This is a genomic window from Bradyrhizobium centrolobii (genome assembly GCF_001641635.1).
Taxonomy (GTDB): domain Bacteria; phylum Pseudomonadota; class Alphaproteobacteria; order Rhizobiales; family Xanthobacteraceae; genus Bradyrhizobium; species Bradyrhizobium centrolobii.
The window spans coordinates 1-13,243 of sequence record NZ_LUUB01000086.1; the positions used below are offsets into that span (position 1 = coordinate 1).

The window sequence follows — 13,243 nt, forward strand, 5'->3', positions numbered from 1 at the left end:
GTAAGCGGTACGAGAGGGCCACGGACTTGGCGCGGACGGCCTACGCGCCACGCTTGAAGCGTATAGGCATCCAGAACTGCCGCAGGGCCTCGACGGCTGCTGGAATGTCGCGCCAGGCGTTTTGGACGATGGGCGGCGTTCCCAGCTTGTGCCGGGCCGGGGGCAGCAAGGGCCGACCGGCGTCATCGATGTAGTGGACCAGGATCGGTCGCAGCATAAGGTGTTCGGTTCCGTTCGGGGAGAGAAGCCGCGACCAGACGAGAAGCCGAAGCTTCATGACGGCGTAGAAGCCCATGCACCAGGGCTGCGGGTCGACTTCGCCGTCCTGCGATCGCACGAACAGTGGCTCGAAGCTCTCCGGTCTCGTCGACAGTGTCTCGCTGATCGCGTTGTGGCGCATCAGCGTGGCGGCGATCGCCGAGAACTCCTCGGTGTCGTGATTGAAGGCATCGGGATCGACGCCGAGGAGCGGGCACACCCATTCCTCCGAGGCCATCGAGACCGGCCCGGCGACGACAGCGGCCACTGCGCCGTCGAGCATGGAGAGCGACGTCGCCCGCGGATGCCGAAGCGTCGGCGACCTGGCGCGCTCGCTCATCCATTGTCCGAGCCGTTCGAACGACATGGCATAGTCCGCCATCGTCGTCTTGGCCGGTTTTCCTCGCCGTCGCTTCGGCTTCGTCATGCCACAGCCCGCTTGTCGGCTTCGCGTGCGGCCTTCCAGTTCCAGGCCAGAAGTTCGTGAAGCTGGTTGACCTTCGTGGCGCCACTCACTATCCGCTCGAGAACGTCGACGAGATAGGCCTCGGGGTCGAGGCCATTCAATTTGGCCGTGTTAAGAAGCGAAGAGAGTACCGCCCATGTCTCGCCCCCGCCCTCGTCACCACTGAACAACGAGTTCTTTTTCCCGATCGCAATTGGCCTGATCGATCGCTCGACGGTGTTGCTGTCTGGCTCGAGCCGCCCGTCATCCAGGAACGCCGTCAGGCCCTGCCAGCGTTCGAGCATGTAATCGATCGCCTTGATGAGCGTCGAGCGGCAGGAGATTCCGTCTTTCACCGCGACCAGACGGGCCTTCAACGCCTCCATCATCGGCTTCGTCTCGGCCTGTCGCGCCGCGCGGCGTTCTCCGGCGTCGAGACCGCGGATCCTCTCCTCGATCGCGTAGACGGCTGCGATGCGCTCGATGACCTCCGCGGCGAAGGGTGAGTTCGTCGTCTTGTGCACCCTCACGAAGTTGCGGCGCGCGTGAACGAGACAATACGCCAGCTGGATCTTGCCCGACATCTTCGCATCGCCCACCAGCGAGGCGTAGGCGGCATAGCCGTCGACTTGCAGCACGCCTTCGAAGCCGGCCAACTGCGCCACGATCTCCTTCTTGCCGCGACCGCCCGCGAACACATAGGCGACCGCAGGCGGTGCCGGACCCTTCCACGCCCGATCGTCCGTCGCATGCGCCCAGAACTGGCAGGTCCTCGTGCGGCCGCGTCCCGGGTCGAGCACCGGCATCGGCGTCTCATCGCAGAACAACCGCTCGAAGCCGTGCATGGTCTTCAGTTGCAGATCGTAGAGGCCCCTGACCAGCCACGCCGCGCTCCCCATCCAGCGCGCCAGCGTCTGACGGTCGACGACGACACCCTGGCCCGCCAGGATCTGCGTCTGGCGGTAGAGCGTCGATTGCCAGGCATATTTGGCCGCGGCGATATGCGCGATCAGCGCCGTCGTCACCATGCCGCCCTCGACGAGCCGCGCCGGTGCCGGGGCCTGGACGATCGGGCCCTCACAGGCGCGGCAGGCATATTTGGGACGGATCGTGCGGAGCACACGCAGCCACGCGGGAACCCGATCGAGCGCTTCGCTGCTCTCCTCGCCGATCCGATGCATCTGACCCGTGCAGCACGGGCAGAGCGTGGACGCCGGCTCGATCACCCGCTCGACCCGGGGCAGATGCGCCGGTAGCGCGCCGATGTTGCGCCTCGCTTTGCGCCGCTTCGGTCTCGACGCGTCCGGTTCGTCATCGTTGGCCGGAGGCTGCGCGCCGGCGGTCCGTTCCAGATCGAACGCGATCTGTTCGGCACAGACGATCGCCGAGCGCTCCGATCGCGAGCCGAAGATCAGGCTCTTCAACGTGGCGATCTCTGCGCGCAGATCGTCGTTCTCGCCTTCGAAAGCCAGCACCATCTCGGCGAGAGCCGCAGGGTCAGAGGGGAGATCTTCAGGGCGAAGCGCCATATCGCAGAGCTACACGAACACACCCGGACTCGCCAGCAAAACAAGACGATTCAGGCGACTTTCGTCGGCCGCTTCGTCACCTTCGGGACCACACGCGACCACTCCGCAAGACCTTCGATCAGCATCGCCAGTTGCGCCCCCGTCACCAGCATCGTACCCTCGCGAACAGGTGGCCAGGCGAAGCTCCCATTCTCGAGCCACTTCGTCGCTAGAACTATTCCAGAGCCGTCAAAAACGAGAAGCTTCAAACGATCCGATCGCTTCGATCGGAAGACGTAAACGTCGCCGCTGTAGGGTTTGCCGCCCAATCCCTCCGCCACCAGCGCGACCAGGCCATGAACGCCTTTGCGAAAGTCAATCGGCTGCGTCGCGACGAACACACGGATCATTGGACCGAACGTGATCATCGCATCGATCTCACCGCCGCCAGCACGCGCTCCAGCGTCGCGGCGTCGACGCCGACGGGCACGCGCACCGTCGCGCCCGCGATCATCACCTCGATCCGCTCGGCCGGACCCGCCAGAACGTGTGGCTTATCGATCACGTTCGGCCGCGCCTCGACGGCGTCATCGAGCCTGACCTGCACGAACTGCGGCCCTTCGCTCGACGCAAGCCGCGCATTGCGCCGCCACACACTGAGCAGTCCCCGGTTGACCCCGTTGCGCCGCGCCACCTCGGAAATGCTCGTCTCCGGATCGGCGCTCTCGGCCACGATCCGCGCCTTCTCTGCATCGCTCCAACTGCGCCGTCGCGTCTCCCCCGTGATCACTTCGATCCGCTGATAGGAGGCGGCGTCATGCCTGTCTTGATGTCTGTCTTGATGCATGGAGTCAGTGTCCCTCGCGCTGTCGAATCTAGGCGCGAGTCTCGCTCATGCCGTCCACCTAAACGAGGTGGGGTCGTCGTACCGCTATCGGCGCAAGTGCTATATCGGCCAGCTCTCGCCATGAACCCCAGGAATTCCACGTTGCGTCATAATGTCAGCCTGTCGGTCGCCCTTGACGGAAATGCCGAACCCGGGAGCACCAGCCCAGAGCCGGTGTCGGACGAATCGCATGCGTCGGTGCGATCGCGATAGCGCAGGCCTTAAAACCTGCTTGCGACGTCCGTCAGCTTGTCGTCAGGCAGGCCGAATAACAATCTCCGAAGGGCCTGACAGGCCTACTCACAGTGCGAAAACACCATGCCGACAGGATCGCATCGCCATGTACAGCCGAATCAGTGGCCCATCCAACATCCAACCTACGAGTATTTCCGACGTTGATGATGATGCGGACAGCCAGAGGTTTGCGGACGCGTTTGCTGGGATGCACATGGCGGAGCCGAGTTCCTACGCTAGTTCATCTTCGGCGGCAACACGACCGTATTCTCTCGCTCGCAATCCGCCCGTGGTGGAAATCTCAAGTTCTTCATTCGAGGAAAAAGTGAAGGACTTTTATAGCGACGAAATAGAGCATATCGCCGCGAACCCGCAGCAGTACTCGCGTGCTGTATCGTTGAAAGCCGAACGCGCAGCATACGTTGCCTATCGCCACGGCAGCACGGACTCCGATTCGAAAGACGCGCGATATTTCAGCTATCAGCTAGGCAACAAGAGCGTTGGACTGCTTCGCACGGAAGGCGGATCCAGCATGAATGATGTGTTCGAAGGAGATCAGTGGAGGAACCAATTTCCCGGGCGGACCGAAACCACATCCACTATAGATTTTCGGGTTACTCATCCGCTTGTAGATAACGCAGGCGATATTCTCCTGGAACATCAGCTTCGGCTCGACGGCGAACGACCGTTGATCCTCTCTAATCCCGTGAACCCAGAAGCAAAAGCCCGCGCAGCAGCGTTGGGTTTTGTTGATGTAACTAACTCGACGATGGCGCTTGATCCAACCCAGCACCCCGACAAGTGGACGAAGAACGGTGACGGTGAATGGCAACGAGCAAACAAACCTCCACTGTATCTGTCCAAAGCCGACGACACTGAAGGCAGCGATATCGATGATGTCGAGCGTACACCAACTACTCCGCCCGATTCGGACGACGATGACTTCATGTAGCGTGTTGGGTGGGCCATCAAGGAAATAATTCATGCTGTCGACGCGACCGGACTTGGCAGAGGCTCCGCATACCCGAGGCTCTATCCACGGACCGGCAGCAGCCGCGTTCAGATGTTGTCAGCATAGGGGAACACTACTACCCACTGACAACCCGGTCCTCAGGAACTCTAGTTCGCGCGGCCCTGGGACCGGCAGCACAGAAAAGGAATCGTTGCACCGTTGCAGGTTTCGGCGGGGAGCCAATCAAGTTGATCGGTGTTTCCCACCCCTTCGTCGGTCGTCGTGATATTGAGGGTACGCTAGCTGACATCTCCGCGAACGGGAGGAGAATAGTGGGTCCTACCGTGTGCGCTATCGCCTCGGGTGCGCAAATGACTAAAGCATGATCCGGAAAAGTGTGAAGCGGTTTTCCGGAAAGATCATGCGCAAACAACAACCTAAAGCGCGATGACGATTCATCCTAATCTCATCGCGCTTTAGAGAGGCCGATCGTAGCAAGGACTTTCAACTATGAACGACAATTGTTCGTACGGGCGATTCTACGCCTACGCGATGGGCCGAACGCAAACAAGTGCTGGAATTCGCTGAGTGGCTAGCGGAAAGGGCTCAAGGTGAGTCCGTCTCAGAGCCGTGAAGTGAATTAGCTTCATCATTGTCGCCGACCTCACACCTCGTCCGGCATCGGCATAGGTGTGCAAGACACTGCCAACATGTCTCAACAGCCCTCGATTCCAATCTGCCCCCGCTGCAAGCAAGCGATGACCTTGGCCTCGCCGCAGAGAAACAGAGGGCTCACCCATCTAGCGATGCTTCAAGTGCGAGGCTGGCTGACATAGCTGATGATCTCGGCTTTGGCGTCCCCCTCGCAGGTGCCGCGAATTGCCTCAGGTTTATGGATCATCTCCACAAACGCACCAGCATCGTCATCCGTCCGCGCGCCAGCACGCGCCCGGTCGACAAGCATCATCGGCGCGCGCTGCGCCGATGAGCAGGAGCTTCAGTAAGGGGCAGACGCCCTCACCGCTACGATCCGCCTGCCCCACCGCTACGATCCGCCTGCCCCGACCGGCCCGTCCACTTTTGCGGTCTGCGCAGACGCTGCCGGCCGGAGCGTGAGGCCGTAGTCTCCGAGCACTTGACGTGTCAGCGCGCCCTTGATCTCGCGGGCGATCTCGTCGCGGATCTCGGCTCCGAGCAGCCGTTCGGCGTCGGCGTCGCCGACGAGGTGATGATCGGCGAGCCGTTCCGTCAGTCGACTCTTGAACTCATCATCCATCGCATCGACGAGCCGATCCTGCATCTCTGCATGAGCTTCGGGTGCGATGCGGCGCAGCACCGTCTCCCAGGGCTGCCAGCTCGTTGCCAGATAGTCGGCGAACCCCACCGCCTCCTTGTTTCGCACGGAGGTCTCGGCGGTGGCAAGGTCGTGTTCGGTGACGTAGGACGCGCCGTAGAAGCGCATGTGCGGGGCGATGTGCCTGAGGTCCAGCCGGTCGCGCAGTTTGACTTGATATGCGAGATAGACTTCTATCTCGTCGACCAACCGGAGTGAGTTGACCTTGTCGCGGGCGATCCTCTCCAGCTCGCCCAAACGGAACATGACGCGACCTTGTTCGAGGAGCTTGTCGAGCCGCGCGTCGTAGGCTCCCTCCACGACATCAGCGTTCAGCCGTGCGTTCTGCATTCCGTTCCAAGCCAAAGTGATGCGATCCTGGCAGGTCGCGCTCGCTCCGACGGCCGACTGGAAGTACTGGGCGCGCAATCCCGGCCTGGTCGCCGCCTGCCGCAGATCGTCTACCACCGCTTGGCGGAACTTGCGATTGCCATAGTTCACCGTGTCCAACAGCCTGTCGAGGAAGCGGGCGTATTCTTGCGCACCCGGCTCTTGGGCGAAGGCCTGCCAGGCAGCTATTGCCTCCGGCTCGTCAGGTAGCCAAGCCGCGACTGCCTCGCACAGAGGCCGCGCTTGACCTTGCGTCGTCCCGTCGCTCATCGAGAAGAAGACCTGCGGGCCGGCATAGCCCTGGCTATTCAAGATTGTCGCCAGGTTCGCCCGCACTCGCTCCGACAGTGGATTATTTACCAGATGAACGCAGCAGTCAGAGCCGAGCTGCGTCAGCAAAGTTTCGGGCAGGCTCGTCAGCAGGTTGCCGACAAGGTCGAGGTCCTCCACTCCTACGGGGAGAGTCTCGGGTAGACCAGCCAGACGGTTCCTGCCAACGTTGAGCCGCTCGAGCTCGGCCGGGAGGATCTCCGGCAGGCTGGCCAGCTGGTTGTCGCTGGCGTCGAGCTGCTGAAGCGTTGCTGGGAGGGTATCGGGCAGACTGGGGAGCTGGTTCCTACCAACGTTGAGCCGATCGAGCCCGGCCGGGAGGATCTCGGGCAGGCTGCTCAGCTGGTTGTCGCTTGCGTCGAGCTGCTGAAGCGTTGCTGGAAGGGTATCGGGCAGACTGGGGAGCTGGTTCCTACCAACGTTGAGCCGCTCGAGCCCGGCCGGGAGGATCTCGGGCAGGCTGCTCAGCTGGTTGTTGCTGGCGTTGAGCTGCTGAAGAGTTGCTGGGAGCGTATCGGGCAGACTGGTCAGCTGATTGTTACTGAGGTCAAGCCACCGGAGCCTTGCCGGGAAGACGGGCAGACGGGTTAGCCGATTGCCGCTGGCATTGAAATTCTGAAGGCCGGCCGGAAGAGTGTCGGGCAGGCTGGTCAGCCCGTTGTTGCTGGCGTCGAGCCAGCGGAGATCGGTCGGGAGATCGATAGGCAAGCTGCTCAGCCGATTGTGGCTGGTGCCGAGCCCCTGCAGCTCTGGCGGCAGCCCGACCGGCAAGGTGGTTAGGGACAAGGATACCAGATTCAGCGGCACGTCGACATCACCCGCCTCCTGCCAAGCTCTCATTCGGCTTACTGCCTCTCGCCGATCCTCCTGTTCGCCCTGTCCCCCTTCGGCGGCCCAGCCCTCCAGGAGCCGGCGTTGCGCCGAGGCAGGGCCGGCGGCCGCTTGGGTCAAGGCTTCGACCCACTGTGCTGCGGCCCGGGTGAGACCGCACAGGCAACCTTGCCGGTGCCCTCGTTCGGAAGCTTCGGAAGTGATGCCAGCGCTTCGCTGAGTCTGTCCTGTGTTCATAATACCCCTTCGCCGACACGAATGAAGGAAGTGGCACCGGAACGGCGATTCTCCAGGTTGATGGCCATGCTGCCCCATTCGCTCTCGGTCAGATGCAGCCGATCTCAGTACATCCGCACGAAGTATGATTCGTCCAATTGGTTGATATTTTTGAACGGAACCAACGCACTCTCCTTCGCAGATCAAGCCGGATCTGGCAGTCTGGACAAGTACGTCCCACGCTAGGAGGCTTAGCTGTCGATAAGCTGACGAGCCGCAGAACGATTCGCAGTGTGCCGACGGCCCCCATCGATGGGGCCGCATTCATCCACTTGCGCAACGTCCCCATGCTGACGGGCATTCGATGCCATTCGATCAGCTATGTAGCGACAAACAGGGCTTCTTCCGCATATTTGGTGCAGGTCCCTTTTGCTTTTCATCGAGCGCGTTGTGCATTGTCAGGCGGCTGCCAGCAGCCTGTTTTTGAGTAGTGCATATCCTGAACGCCCATACATCTGGCGCTTGATCGTCTTGAGACGTGTGATCTGTCCCTCGACGGGACTGGTGCTCCAGGGTTGGGTGGTGGCTGCGCGGACAGCTGCAATGTCGCGGCCGATGCCTTGCGCAAGCGAGGCCAGTTCGCTCCTCGAAGCATCCTCGATCCGCAGCGCGACTCCGCGCGGCGACAGACCGGCGGCACGCAAATCGAGAATTTCGGCATAGAGTGAATGGCGGTGGCTGCGCCGCGAGCGGCGCAGGGCCTCAAGGTTCCGCGAAAGGTCCCAACGAGAACGGGTGTTGCCACAGAGAGCCATGCCGTGGCAAATTGCGGGCTACCCTGGGCTACACCCAGGGGCCACACCAGAAGCTCCTGGGGTGCAGAAAGGCCTCATTTTACGGGGCTTTCCCGAAGCCGTTCCATTATGGCGGAGAGAGGGATTCTCGCTAAAGTTGATTAAGTCCGTTCAATATCAACATCTTGCAACTCTAGCCTCCAACCCCGTCCGAGGATTTGAAAAGCAGCGGGCCGCAACCAAACAACTGACGAATTTCGGTGTTGCCACTCCTCTTCATGTTCATGGATTGAACGTGTTACCTTGCGGGAGGGCGTCTTCGGACAACACCGCGGCTTGAGTTCGCAGGCGTCGCAGTCATACTTGCTGGCCCGATACGCCAGTGTCGCTCCGTCGTTCACCAAGGCCCCGGTGGAAGCCAGCACCTTGCCAGCCGGGCAGATGTAGACGTCGCTTTGCTGGTCATAGGCAAAGTCTCCGCGCGAGAAGGCGCCGTCGGTCCGGGCCGATTTGTCGAACACCCGGATGTGCGGCTCGATCGTCCGCTCCTCGACCAGCCAGCCCAGCATCTCCGCCGACCCATAGGCACTATCAGCGACAATGCGCTTGGGACAGAGCTCTAACAGGCTGTTGAAGAAGTCTCTGGCGAGATGGCGTTGGACGTGATTCTCTCGATGGTTGAATCGGGAGGCCGGGATGCGGGGATCGGACGAGCGGTCAGGATCGCTGTTCAGTTACGTGGACCTTGAAGCGCGGGTTCGCCCTGATCACCCCTTGCGGAAGATCCGGGAGATCGTAAACGCTGCGCTGAGCGATCTATCGAAGGCATTTTCAGGACTTTACACGGACTTTGGCCGGCCCTCGATTGCACCGGAGAGGCTGCTTCGGGCCATGTTGCTGCAAGCCTTTTACGGCATCCGCTCGGAACGACAATTGATGGAGCGGCTGGAGTTCGACCTGCTATTCCGCTGGTTTGTCGGTTTGGGCGTGGACGATCCGGTGTGGGACCACTCGACTTTCTCCAAGAACCGCGACCGGCTGTTAGAGGGTGAGATAGCCGTTAAGTTCCTCTCGGCGGTGCTGGCTCAGCCGCAAGTGAAGCGGCTTTTGTCGAGTGATCACTTCTCGGTGGACGGCACGCTGATCGAGGCGTGGGCTTCGATCAAGAGCTTCCGCAAGAAGGACGGAGGCGACAACGATAGTGAGGGTTCGGGGCGCAACGCTGAGCGCAGCTTCCACAAGGAGAAGCGTTCAAACGAGACGCACCAAAGCACGACCGACCCGGAAGCCCGGCTGTACAAGAAAGGAGACGGGCGGCCTGCCAAGCTCTGCTACATGGGACATGCTCTGATGGAGAACCGCCATGGCCTGGCGGTCGGCGGCATCGTCAGCCAGGCCACCGGCACTGCCGAACGAGAGGCGGCGCTGGCGTTGATTGATAGTCGCCATCCCACAGGCCGGCGGATCACGCTCGGCGCGGACAAAGCCTATGACGTTACGCAGTTCGTGCACGACTTGAGGGAACGATCGGTGACGCCGCACATCGCGATCGACGGACACCTCAGCAAGACCGGCATCCCGCGCAAGACAGCAGTCGATGCCCGCACCACCCGCCATGCCGGCTACGAGGTCAGCCAGCGCTGCCGCAAGCGGATTGAGGAGGTGTTCGGGTGGATCAAGAGTTCCGCCGGTCTGGCCAAGGTAAAGCTGCGGGGGCGCGAGCGTGTGGACGCCGCCTTTACGTTGGCGCTCGCGGCCTACAATCTGATCCGTCTGCCTAAGCTGCTGGCGGTGCAGCTATGAGCGTACGGGGCAAATGGCGTGTCGTGGAAACGCCCGATCACGACATGGCTGGGCCGGGCTCTTACATCCTGTTCGCAGCCGAAGGCGGCGAGTTCGCCCTCGATTGCCTCACGGGGGCAATATATGGCCGTTGCGAAGGTAACGCCGTCGAGTTCATATGGGACGGCAGAGACGAGATGGAGCCCGCAAGAGGCCGTGGTTGGGCAGAAGAGCTCGCCGATGGCTCGCTTGAAGGTGAGATATGCCTCGAAGGCGGTGACGACATTCCCTTTATCGCCCGCCGATTGGCTACTTCTTCAACAGCCTGCCTAAGCGCTCTTCCGTGCGCTCGATCATCGTACGGGTTGCGCCGACCTCGGTCTGCCGGATGGCCCGCGTCGCCTCGACATCGACGATAATCGCTGCCTTCAGCTCAATCAGGTAGTTGTTGGCGTAGGCAAAGAAGGCATGTCCCTTGTGCGCGCCTGTCCATTGCGCGGCCGGGTCCGCCTTCGAGATGAACTTCGGCACCGTCTCGCTCGCTGCGCCCCAAGCCGCCTGATCCAGCGTGTCCGGATACTCCCGGACGGAACGGCGCGTCTTGGCGATGGCCTCCCAGTCGACGTCGTCAGATCCAGCGACGGCGCGCGGCTTGTTGGCATCGGCGGCAATCAGGCTGGCATCGACCGCAAAGGCGGATCCCTCGACCAGCCGTTCTGCCATGCACCGCTGGACCACAGTCTCGAAGAGCTTGCGTAGCAGATCGCAATCGCGGAAGCGGCCATGCCTGTTCTTGGAGAAGGTCGAGTGGTCCGGCACCTCGCCGTCTAGCCCGAGCCGACAGAACCAGCGGTAGGCGAGGTTCAGGTGCACCTCCTCGCACAACCGCCGCTCGGAGCGAATGCCATAGCAGTAGCCGACCAGCAGCATTCGGACGAGCAGTTCCGGATCAATCGAAGGCCGGCCGGTGGAGCTGTAAAATGGCGCCACATGGGGCTCCGAACGTCCGACAGATTGACAAACCGATCGATTGCCCTCAGCAGGTGGCTGACTGGAACGTGCCGCTCAAGCGAGAACTCGTAGAACAGCGCCGCCTGGTCGACCTGCCGCGGACCCATCATCGATTCACATCTCCCGCCCCACTCGGACGAAGTGAATCAGCGACCTCCCGCAGCTTCAAGAGGCGAGTTTTTTTCAACACAATCCGCCAAAGCGGCCGTCAGATTGTTGAGTATCAACCGGTGCAGGTGACACGCTCAATGCCCAAAGTCATTGACCGCGTAGTGCTCGGTTGCGCGGTTGTCAGCACAAATCGATCCTGCTCTGATTAAGCTTGTTGAAGCACTTGCAATTGCTGACGCAAGACACGATCATCTTTTTGATAGCGAGCGCCTGATGAAGCATCATCTTGAAGCCGCTGGCGGCAAGCGCATCAGCACCGGTAATCGAGATGAAACCCGCAGCGATCTATGCTCGGTTCTCGACCGAGCTTCAAAACCGAAAAATCGACTGAAGATCAGATTGCTCTATGCCGCGCTTATGCGGCTCGTCATCAACTCGATGTCGTTGCTATCTTTGAAGATAAGGCGCGTTCTGGAGCCTCGGTATTCGGCCGCGATGGTTTGATGCAGCTGATGGACGCTGCGCGTCAGCATCGTTTCACAGTTGTAATCGTAGAGGCGTTGGACCGGCTCTCACGCGACATGGAGGATCTGGCCGGCATCCACAAACGGTTGTCTTTCCAGGGGATCGAGATCCAGGCCGTCCACGATGGCACCGCGGACTCAATCTTGATTGGGATCCGGGGCCTTGTCGGACAGATGCAGCGCGAGGACGGCGCGAAGAAGGTCCGCCGCGGCATGGCCGGCATGATACGCGATGGCCGACATGCGGGAGGGCGTGCCTACGGATATCGAGCGGTGGCAAACCCGGCGAGCTCGAAATCGTCGAAGACGAGGCTACGATCATCCGGCGGATTTTTGCAGCATACGCAGCCGGACGGGGGCTCCGGGGAGATCTCGCAGGATCTCAATCGAGAAAATATACATCCACCGCGAGGTCGGTGATGGAATGCGTCGACGATCAACGGCAACGCCAAGCGCGGGACGGGGCTCATCTTCAATGAGCCGTATGCTGGCCGTATTGTCTGGAACAAGGTCCGGATGGCGAAGGATCCCGATGCAGGCAAACGATTGTCTCGACCAAACCCTCGTGAGGAGTGGCAGAGCATTGATGTGCCCCAACTACGGATCGTCAAACAGTCCGTTTGGGAGCAAGCGCACGCTTTGAAGACCGAGAAGGGGCATTTGGCCAGCCACATGAAGCGACGGGCGCCGCATCTCCTATCGGGTCTTCTTCGGTGCGGCTGTTGCGGATCTGGCATGTCAGTTCACGACCGCGATAAGACCGGAAAGACCAGGACTCGTTGCTCAGCTGTGCGCGAGAGCGGCAGTTGCTCGAATCGCAGGATCATCTTCCTGCGCGACATCGAAAGACTTGTGCTCAGCGGGATGGTCGAGGAGTTGAAGGCCCACGGCTGATCGAGACCTACGTCCGCAACTACAACAATGAGCGAGGACGGCTAGCGGGGAACGCTTCCTCGGAGCGCCTGCGGCTAGAAGCGAAACGCGACCGGATCGAAGGCGAGCGTCAGCGCAACATTTGATCTCGTGATCAGGTACGTGATTTCCGAGGAGGATGCCAGGCAACGGATCGCCGAGCTGAAGCAGGAGCGGTTGCGCGTCGAGGCGGAACTGGCTGCCCTCGAGGAGACCCCTACCCCCATCTCACTGCATCCGGCAACGCTGGACCGGTACATCGAGACCGTCAATGCGCTTGCCGACACGATAGCAAGCCACGCAAGCGCGGAGGACGACCACGGCCCGTTGGTCGCCGACTTGTGCACTGCGTCATCGTCCACCCGAAAGGCCCTTGGGAAGGCTTTGAGGTCGAGGTCAAGGGAAAGCCGGCCGCACTGGTGGGCGGAGGGCTCTTTCCGGAGGGCCACCATAATGGTGGGTCATGGCTCCCGAGTGGGTTCAATCCTTGCGGCGCAAAACACCCGATCAAACGCCGTCACACCCCCTTTACGCTACGCCTTCAAGGATCGCCCAATCGAGCGCGGCAGGCCCGCGATCGCCGGGCGGACCGGGATGGACGATCAGGCAGCGCACTGCGCGCCAGACATCGTCCGGAATCGCCCGTTTCAGGAACGGCGCGACGATGAGGTCGGACTGGTACAACGCCACGCTCTCGCGGATGACATCGGCATGCATGTCGAGCTC

Annotated in this window: 11 protein-coding genes and 3 pseudogenes; 4 read left to right on the plus strand and 10 right to left on the minus strand. The window is 61.3% G+C overall.

What is annotated here, in order from left to right:
* Positions 1-40 precede the first annotated feature (40 nt).
* From AYJ54_RS31480 to tnpA, 4 genes are read right to left on the minus strand one after another with little or no spacing between them, the layout of a single operon-like run.
* Positions 41-685, minus strand: a complete 645-nt coding sequence (locus AYJ54_RS31480) for a UPF0149 family protein (RefSeq protein WP_063697013.1) — start codon at positions 683-685, stop codon at positions 41-43.
* On the minus strand, positions 682-2,232 hold the full coding sequence (gene tnpC / locus AYJ54_RS31485; protein WP_063697015.1) for an IS66 family transposase: 1,551 nt from the start codon (positions 2,230-2,232) through the stop codon (positions 682-684). Before tnpC ends, AYJ54_RS31480 begins: the two co-directional genes overlap by 4 nt.
* 50 nt (positions 2,233-2,282) lie before the next feature.
* Positions 2,283-2,639, minus strand: a complete 357-nt coding sequence (tnpB, locus tag AYJ54_RS31490; protein ID WP_063697016.1) for an IS66 family insertion sequence element accessory protein TnpB — start codon at positions 2,637-2,639, stop codon at positions 2,283-2,285.
* Positions 2,636-3,058 (minus strand): IS66-like element accessory protein TnpA, encoded by a 423-nt coding sequence (gene tnpA, locus AYJ54_RS53570; protein ID WP_063697018.1) that lies wholly within the window; start codon positions 3,056-3,058, stop codon positions 2,636-2,638. Before tnpA ends, tnpB begins: the two co-directional genes overlap by 4 nt.
* Positions 3,059-3,437: 379 nt before the next feature.
* On the opposite strand from tnpA, the gene AYJ54_RS31500 reads away from it, so the two are divergent.
* Positions 3,438-4,283, plus strand: a complete 846-nt coding sequence (locus tag AYJ54_RS31500) for a hypothetical protein (RefSeq protein ID WP_063705258.1) — start codon at positions 3,438-3,440, stop codon at positions 4,281-4,283.
* A gap of 811 nt (positions 4,284-5,094) precedes the next feature.
* On the opposite strand, the gene AYJ54_RS50895 is transcribed toward AYJ54_RS31500, so the two are convergent.
* The 4 genes and pseudogenes from AYJ54_RS50895 to AYJ54_RS31515 all read right to left on the minus strand — a co-directional run.
* The gene (locus AYJ54_RS50895; protein WP_161491291.1) at positions 5,095-5,250 is read right to left on the minus strand and encodes a hypothetical protein; all 156 of its coding nucleotides are present in this window, start codon (positions 5,248-5,250) and stop codon (positions 5,095-5,097) included.
* Between the two features lie 78 nt (positions 5,251-5,328).
* The gene (locus tag AYJ54_RS31505) at positions 5,329-7,176 is read right to left on the minus strand and encodes an NEL-type E3 ubiquitin ligase domain-containing protein (protein ID WP_245315734.1); all 1,848 of its coding nucleotides are present in this window, start codon (positions 7,174-7,176) and stop codon (positions 5,329-5,331) included.
* 665 nt (positions 7,177-7,841) lie between these two features.
* Positions 7,842-8,036: pseudogene (locus AYJ54_RS52905) on the minus strand (ISL3-like element ISAzs13 family transposase); the annotation flags it as partial.
* 422 nt (positions 8,037-8,458) lie between these two features.
* Positions 8,459-8,794 (minus strand): annotated as a pseudogene (locus AYJ54_RS31515) (IS5/IS1182 family transposase); the annotation flags it as partial.
* A 79-nt stretch (positions 8,795-8,873) separates the two neighbouring features.
* Here AYJ54_RS31515 and AYJ54_RS31520 point away from each other — a divergent pair.
* Positions 8,874-9,980 (plus strand): IS5 family transposase, encoded by a 1,107-nt coding sequence (locus AYJ54_RS31520; protein ID WP_063705264.1) that lies wholly within the window; start codon positions 8,874-8,876, stop codon positions 9,978-9,980.
* A gap of 312 nt (positions 9,981-10,292) precedes the next feature.
* On the opposite strand, the pseudogene AYJ54_RS31525 reads toward AYJ54_RS31520, so the two are convergent.
* Positions 10,293-11,080: pseudogene (locus tag AYJ54_RS31525) on the minus strand (transposase); the annotation flags it as partial.
* 348 nt (positions 11,081-11,428) lie between these two features.
* Between AYJ54_RS31525 and AYJ54_RS31530 the strand changes: the two are divergent.
* Both AYJ54_RS31530 and AYJ54_RS31535 read left to right on the plus strand, forming a co-directional pair.
* Positions 11,429-12,025, plus strand: coding sequence for a recombinase family protein (locus AYJ54_RS31530; RefSeq protein WP_082905930.1), 597 nt, complete (start codon positions 11,429-11,431; stop codon positions 12,023-12,025).
* Positions 12,026-12,073: 48 nt separating this feature from the next.
* Positions 12,074-12,499: a recombinase zinc beta ribbon domain-containing protein gene (locus tag AYJ54_RS31535; protein WP_347337239.1), complete on the plus strand. Its 426-nt coding sequence runs from the start codon at positions 12,074-12,076 to the stop codon at positions 12,497-12,499.
* Positions 12,500-13,045: 546 nt separating this feature from the next.
* Here the strand turns inward: AYJ54_RS31535 and AYJ54_RS31545 are convergent.
* Positions 13,046-13,234, minus strand: a complete 189-nt coding sequence (locus AYJ54_RS31545) for a formyl transferase (protein ID WP_063680247.1) — start codon at positions 13,232-13,234, stop codon at positions 13,046-13,048.
* Positions 13,235-13,243: the final 9 nt, after the last annotated feature.

Coding starts and splice junctions, on each gene's coding strand:
- AYJ54_RS31480 (WP_063697013.1), bottom strand. CDS start 685: ATGACGAAGCCGAAGCGACGGCGAGGAAAACCGGCCAAGACGACGATG.
- tnpC (WP_063697015.1), bottom strand. CDS start 2,232: ATGGCGCTTCGCCCTGAAGATCTCCCCTCTGACCCTGCGGCTCTCGCC.
- tnpB (WP_063697016.1), bottom strand. CDS start 2,639: ATGATCACGTTCGGTCCAATGATCCGTGTGTTCGTCGCGACGCAGCCG.
- AYJ54_RS31545 (WP_063680247.1), bottom strand. CDS start 13,234: ATGCATGCCGATGTCATCCGCGAGAGCGTGGCGTTGTACCAGTCCGAC.
- AYJ54_RS50895 (WP_161491291.1), bottom strand. CDS start 5,250: ATGATGCTTGTCGACCGGGCGCGTGCTGGCGCGCGGACGGATGACGAT.
- AYJ54_RS31530 (WP_082905930.1), top strand. CDS start 11,429: ATGCTCGGTTCTCGACCGAGCTTCAAAACCGAAAAATCGACTGAAGAT.
- tnpA (WP_063697018.1), bottom strand. CDS start 3,058: ATGCATCAAGACAGACATCAAGACAGGCATGACGCCGCCTCCTATCAG.
- AYJ54_RS31505 (WP_245315734.1), bottom strand. CDS start 7,176: ATGAGAGCTTGGCAGGAGGCGGGTGATGTCGACGTGCCGCTGAATCTG.
- AYJ54_RS31500 (WP_063705258.1), top strand. CDS start 3,438: ATGTACAGCCGAATCAGTGGCCCATCCAACATCCAACCTACGAGTATT.
- AYJ54_RS31520 (WP_063705264.1), top strand. CDS start 8,874: ATGCGGGGATCGGACGAGCGGTCAGGATCGCTGTTCAGTTACGTGGAC.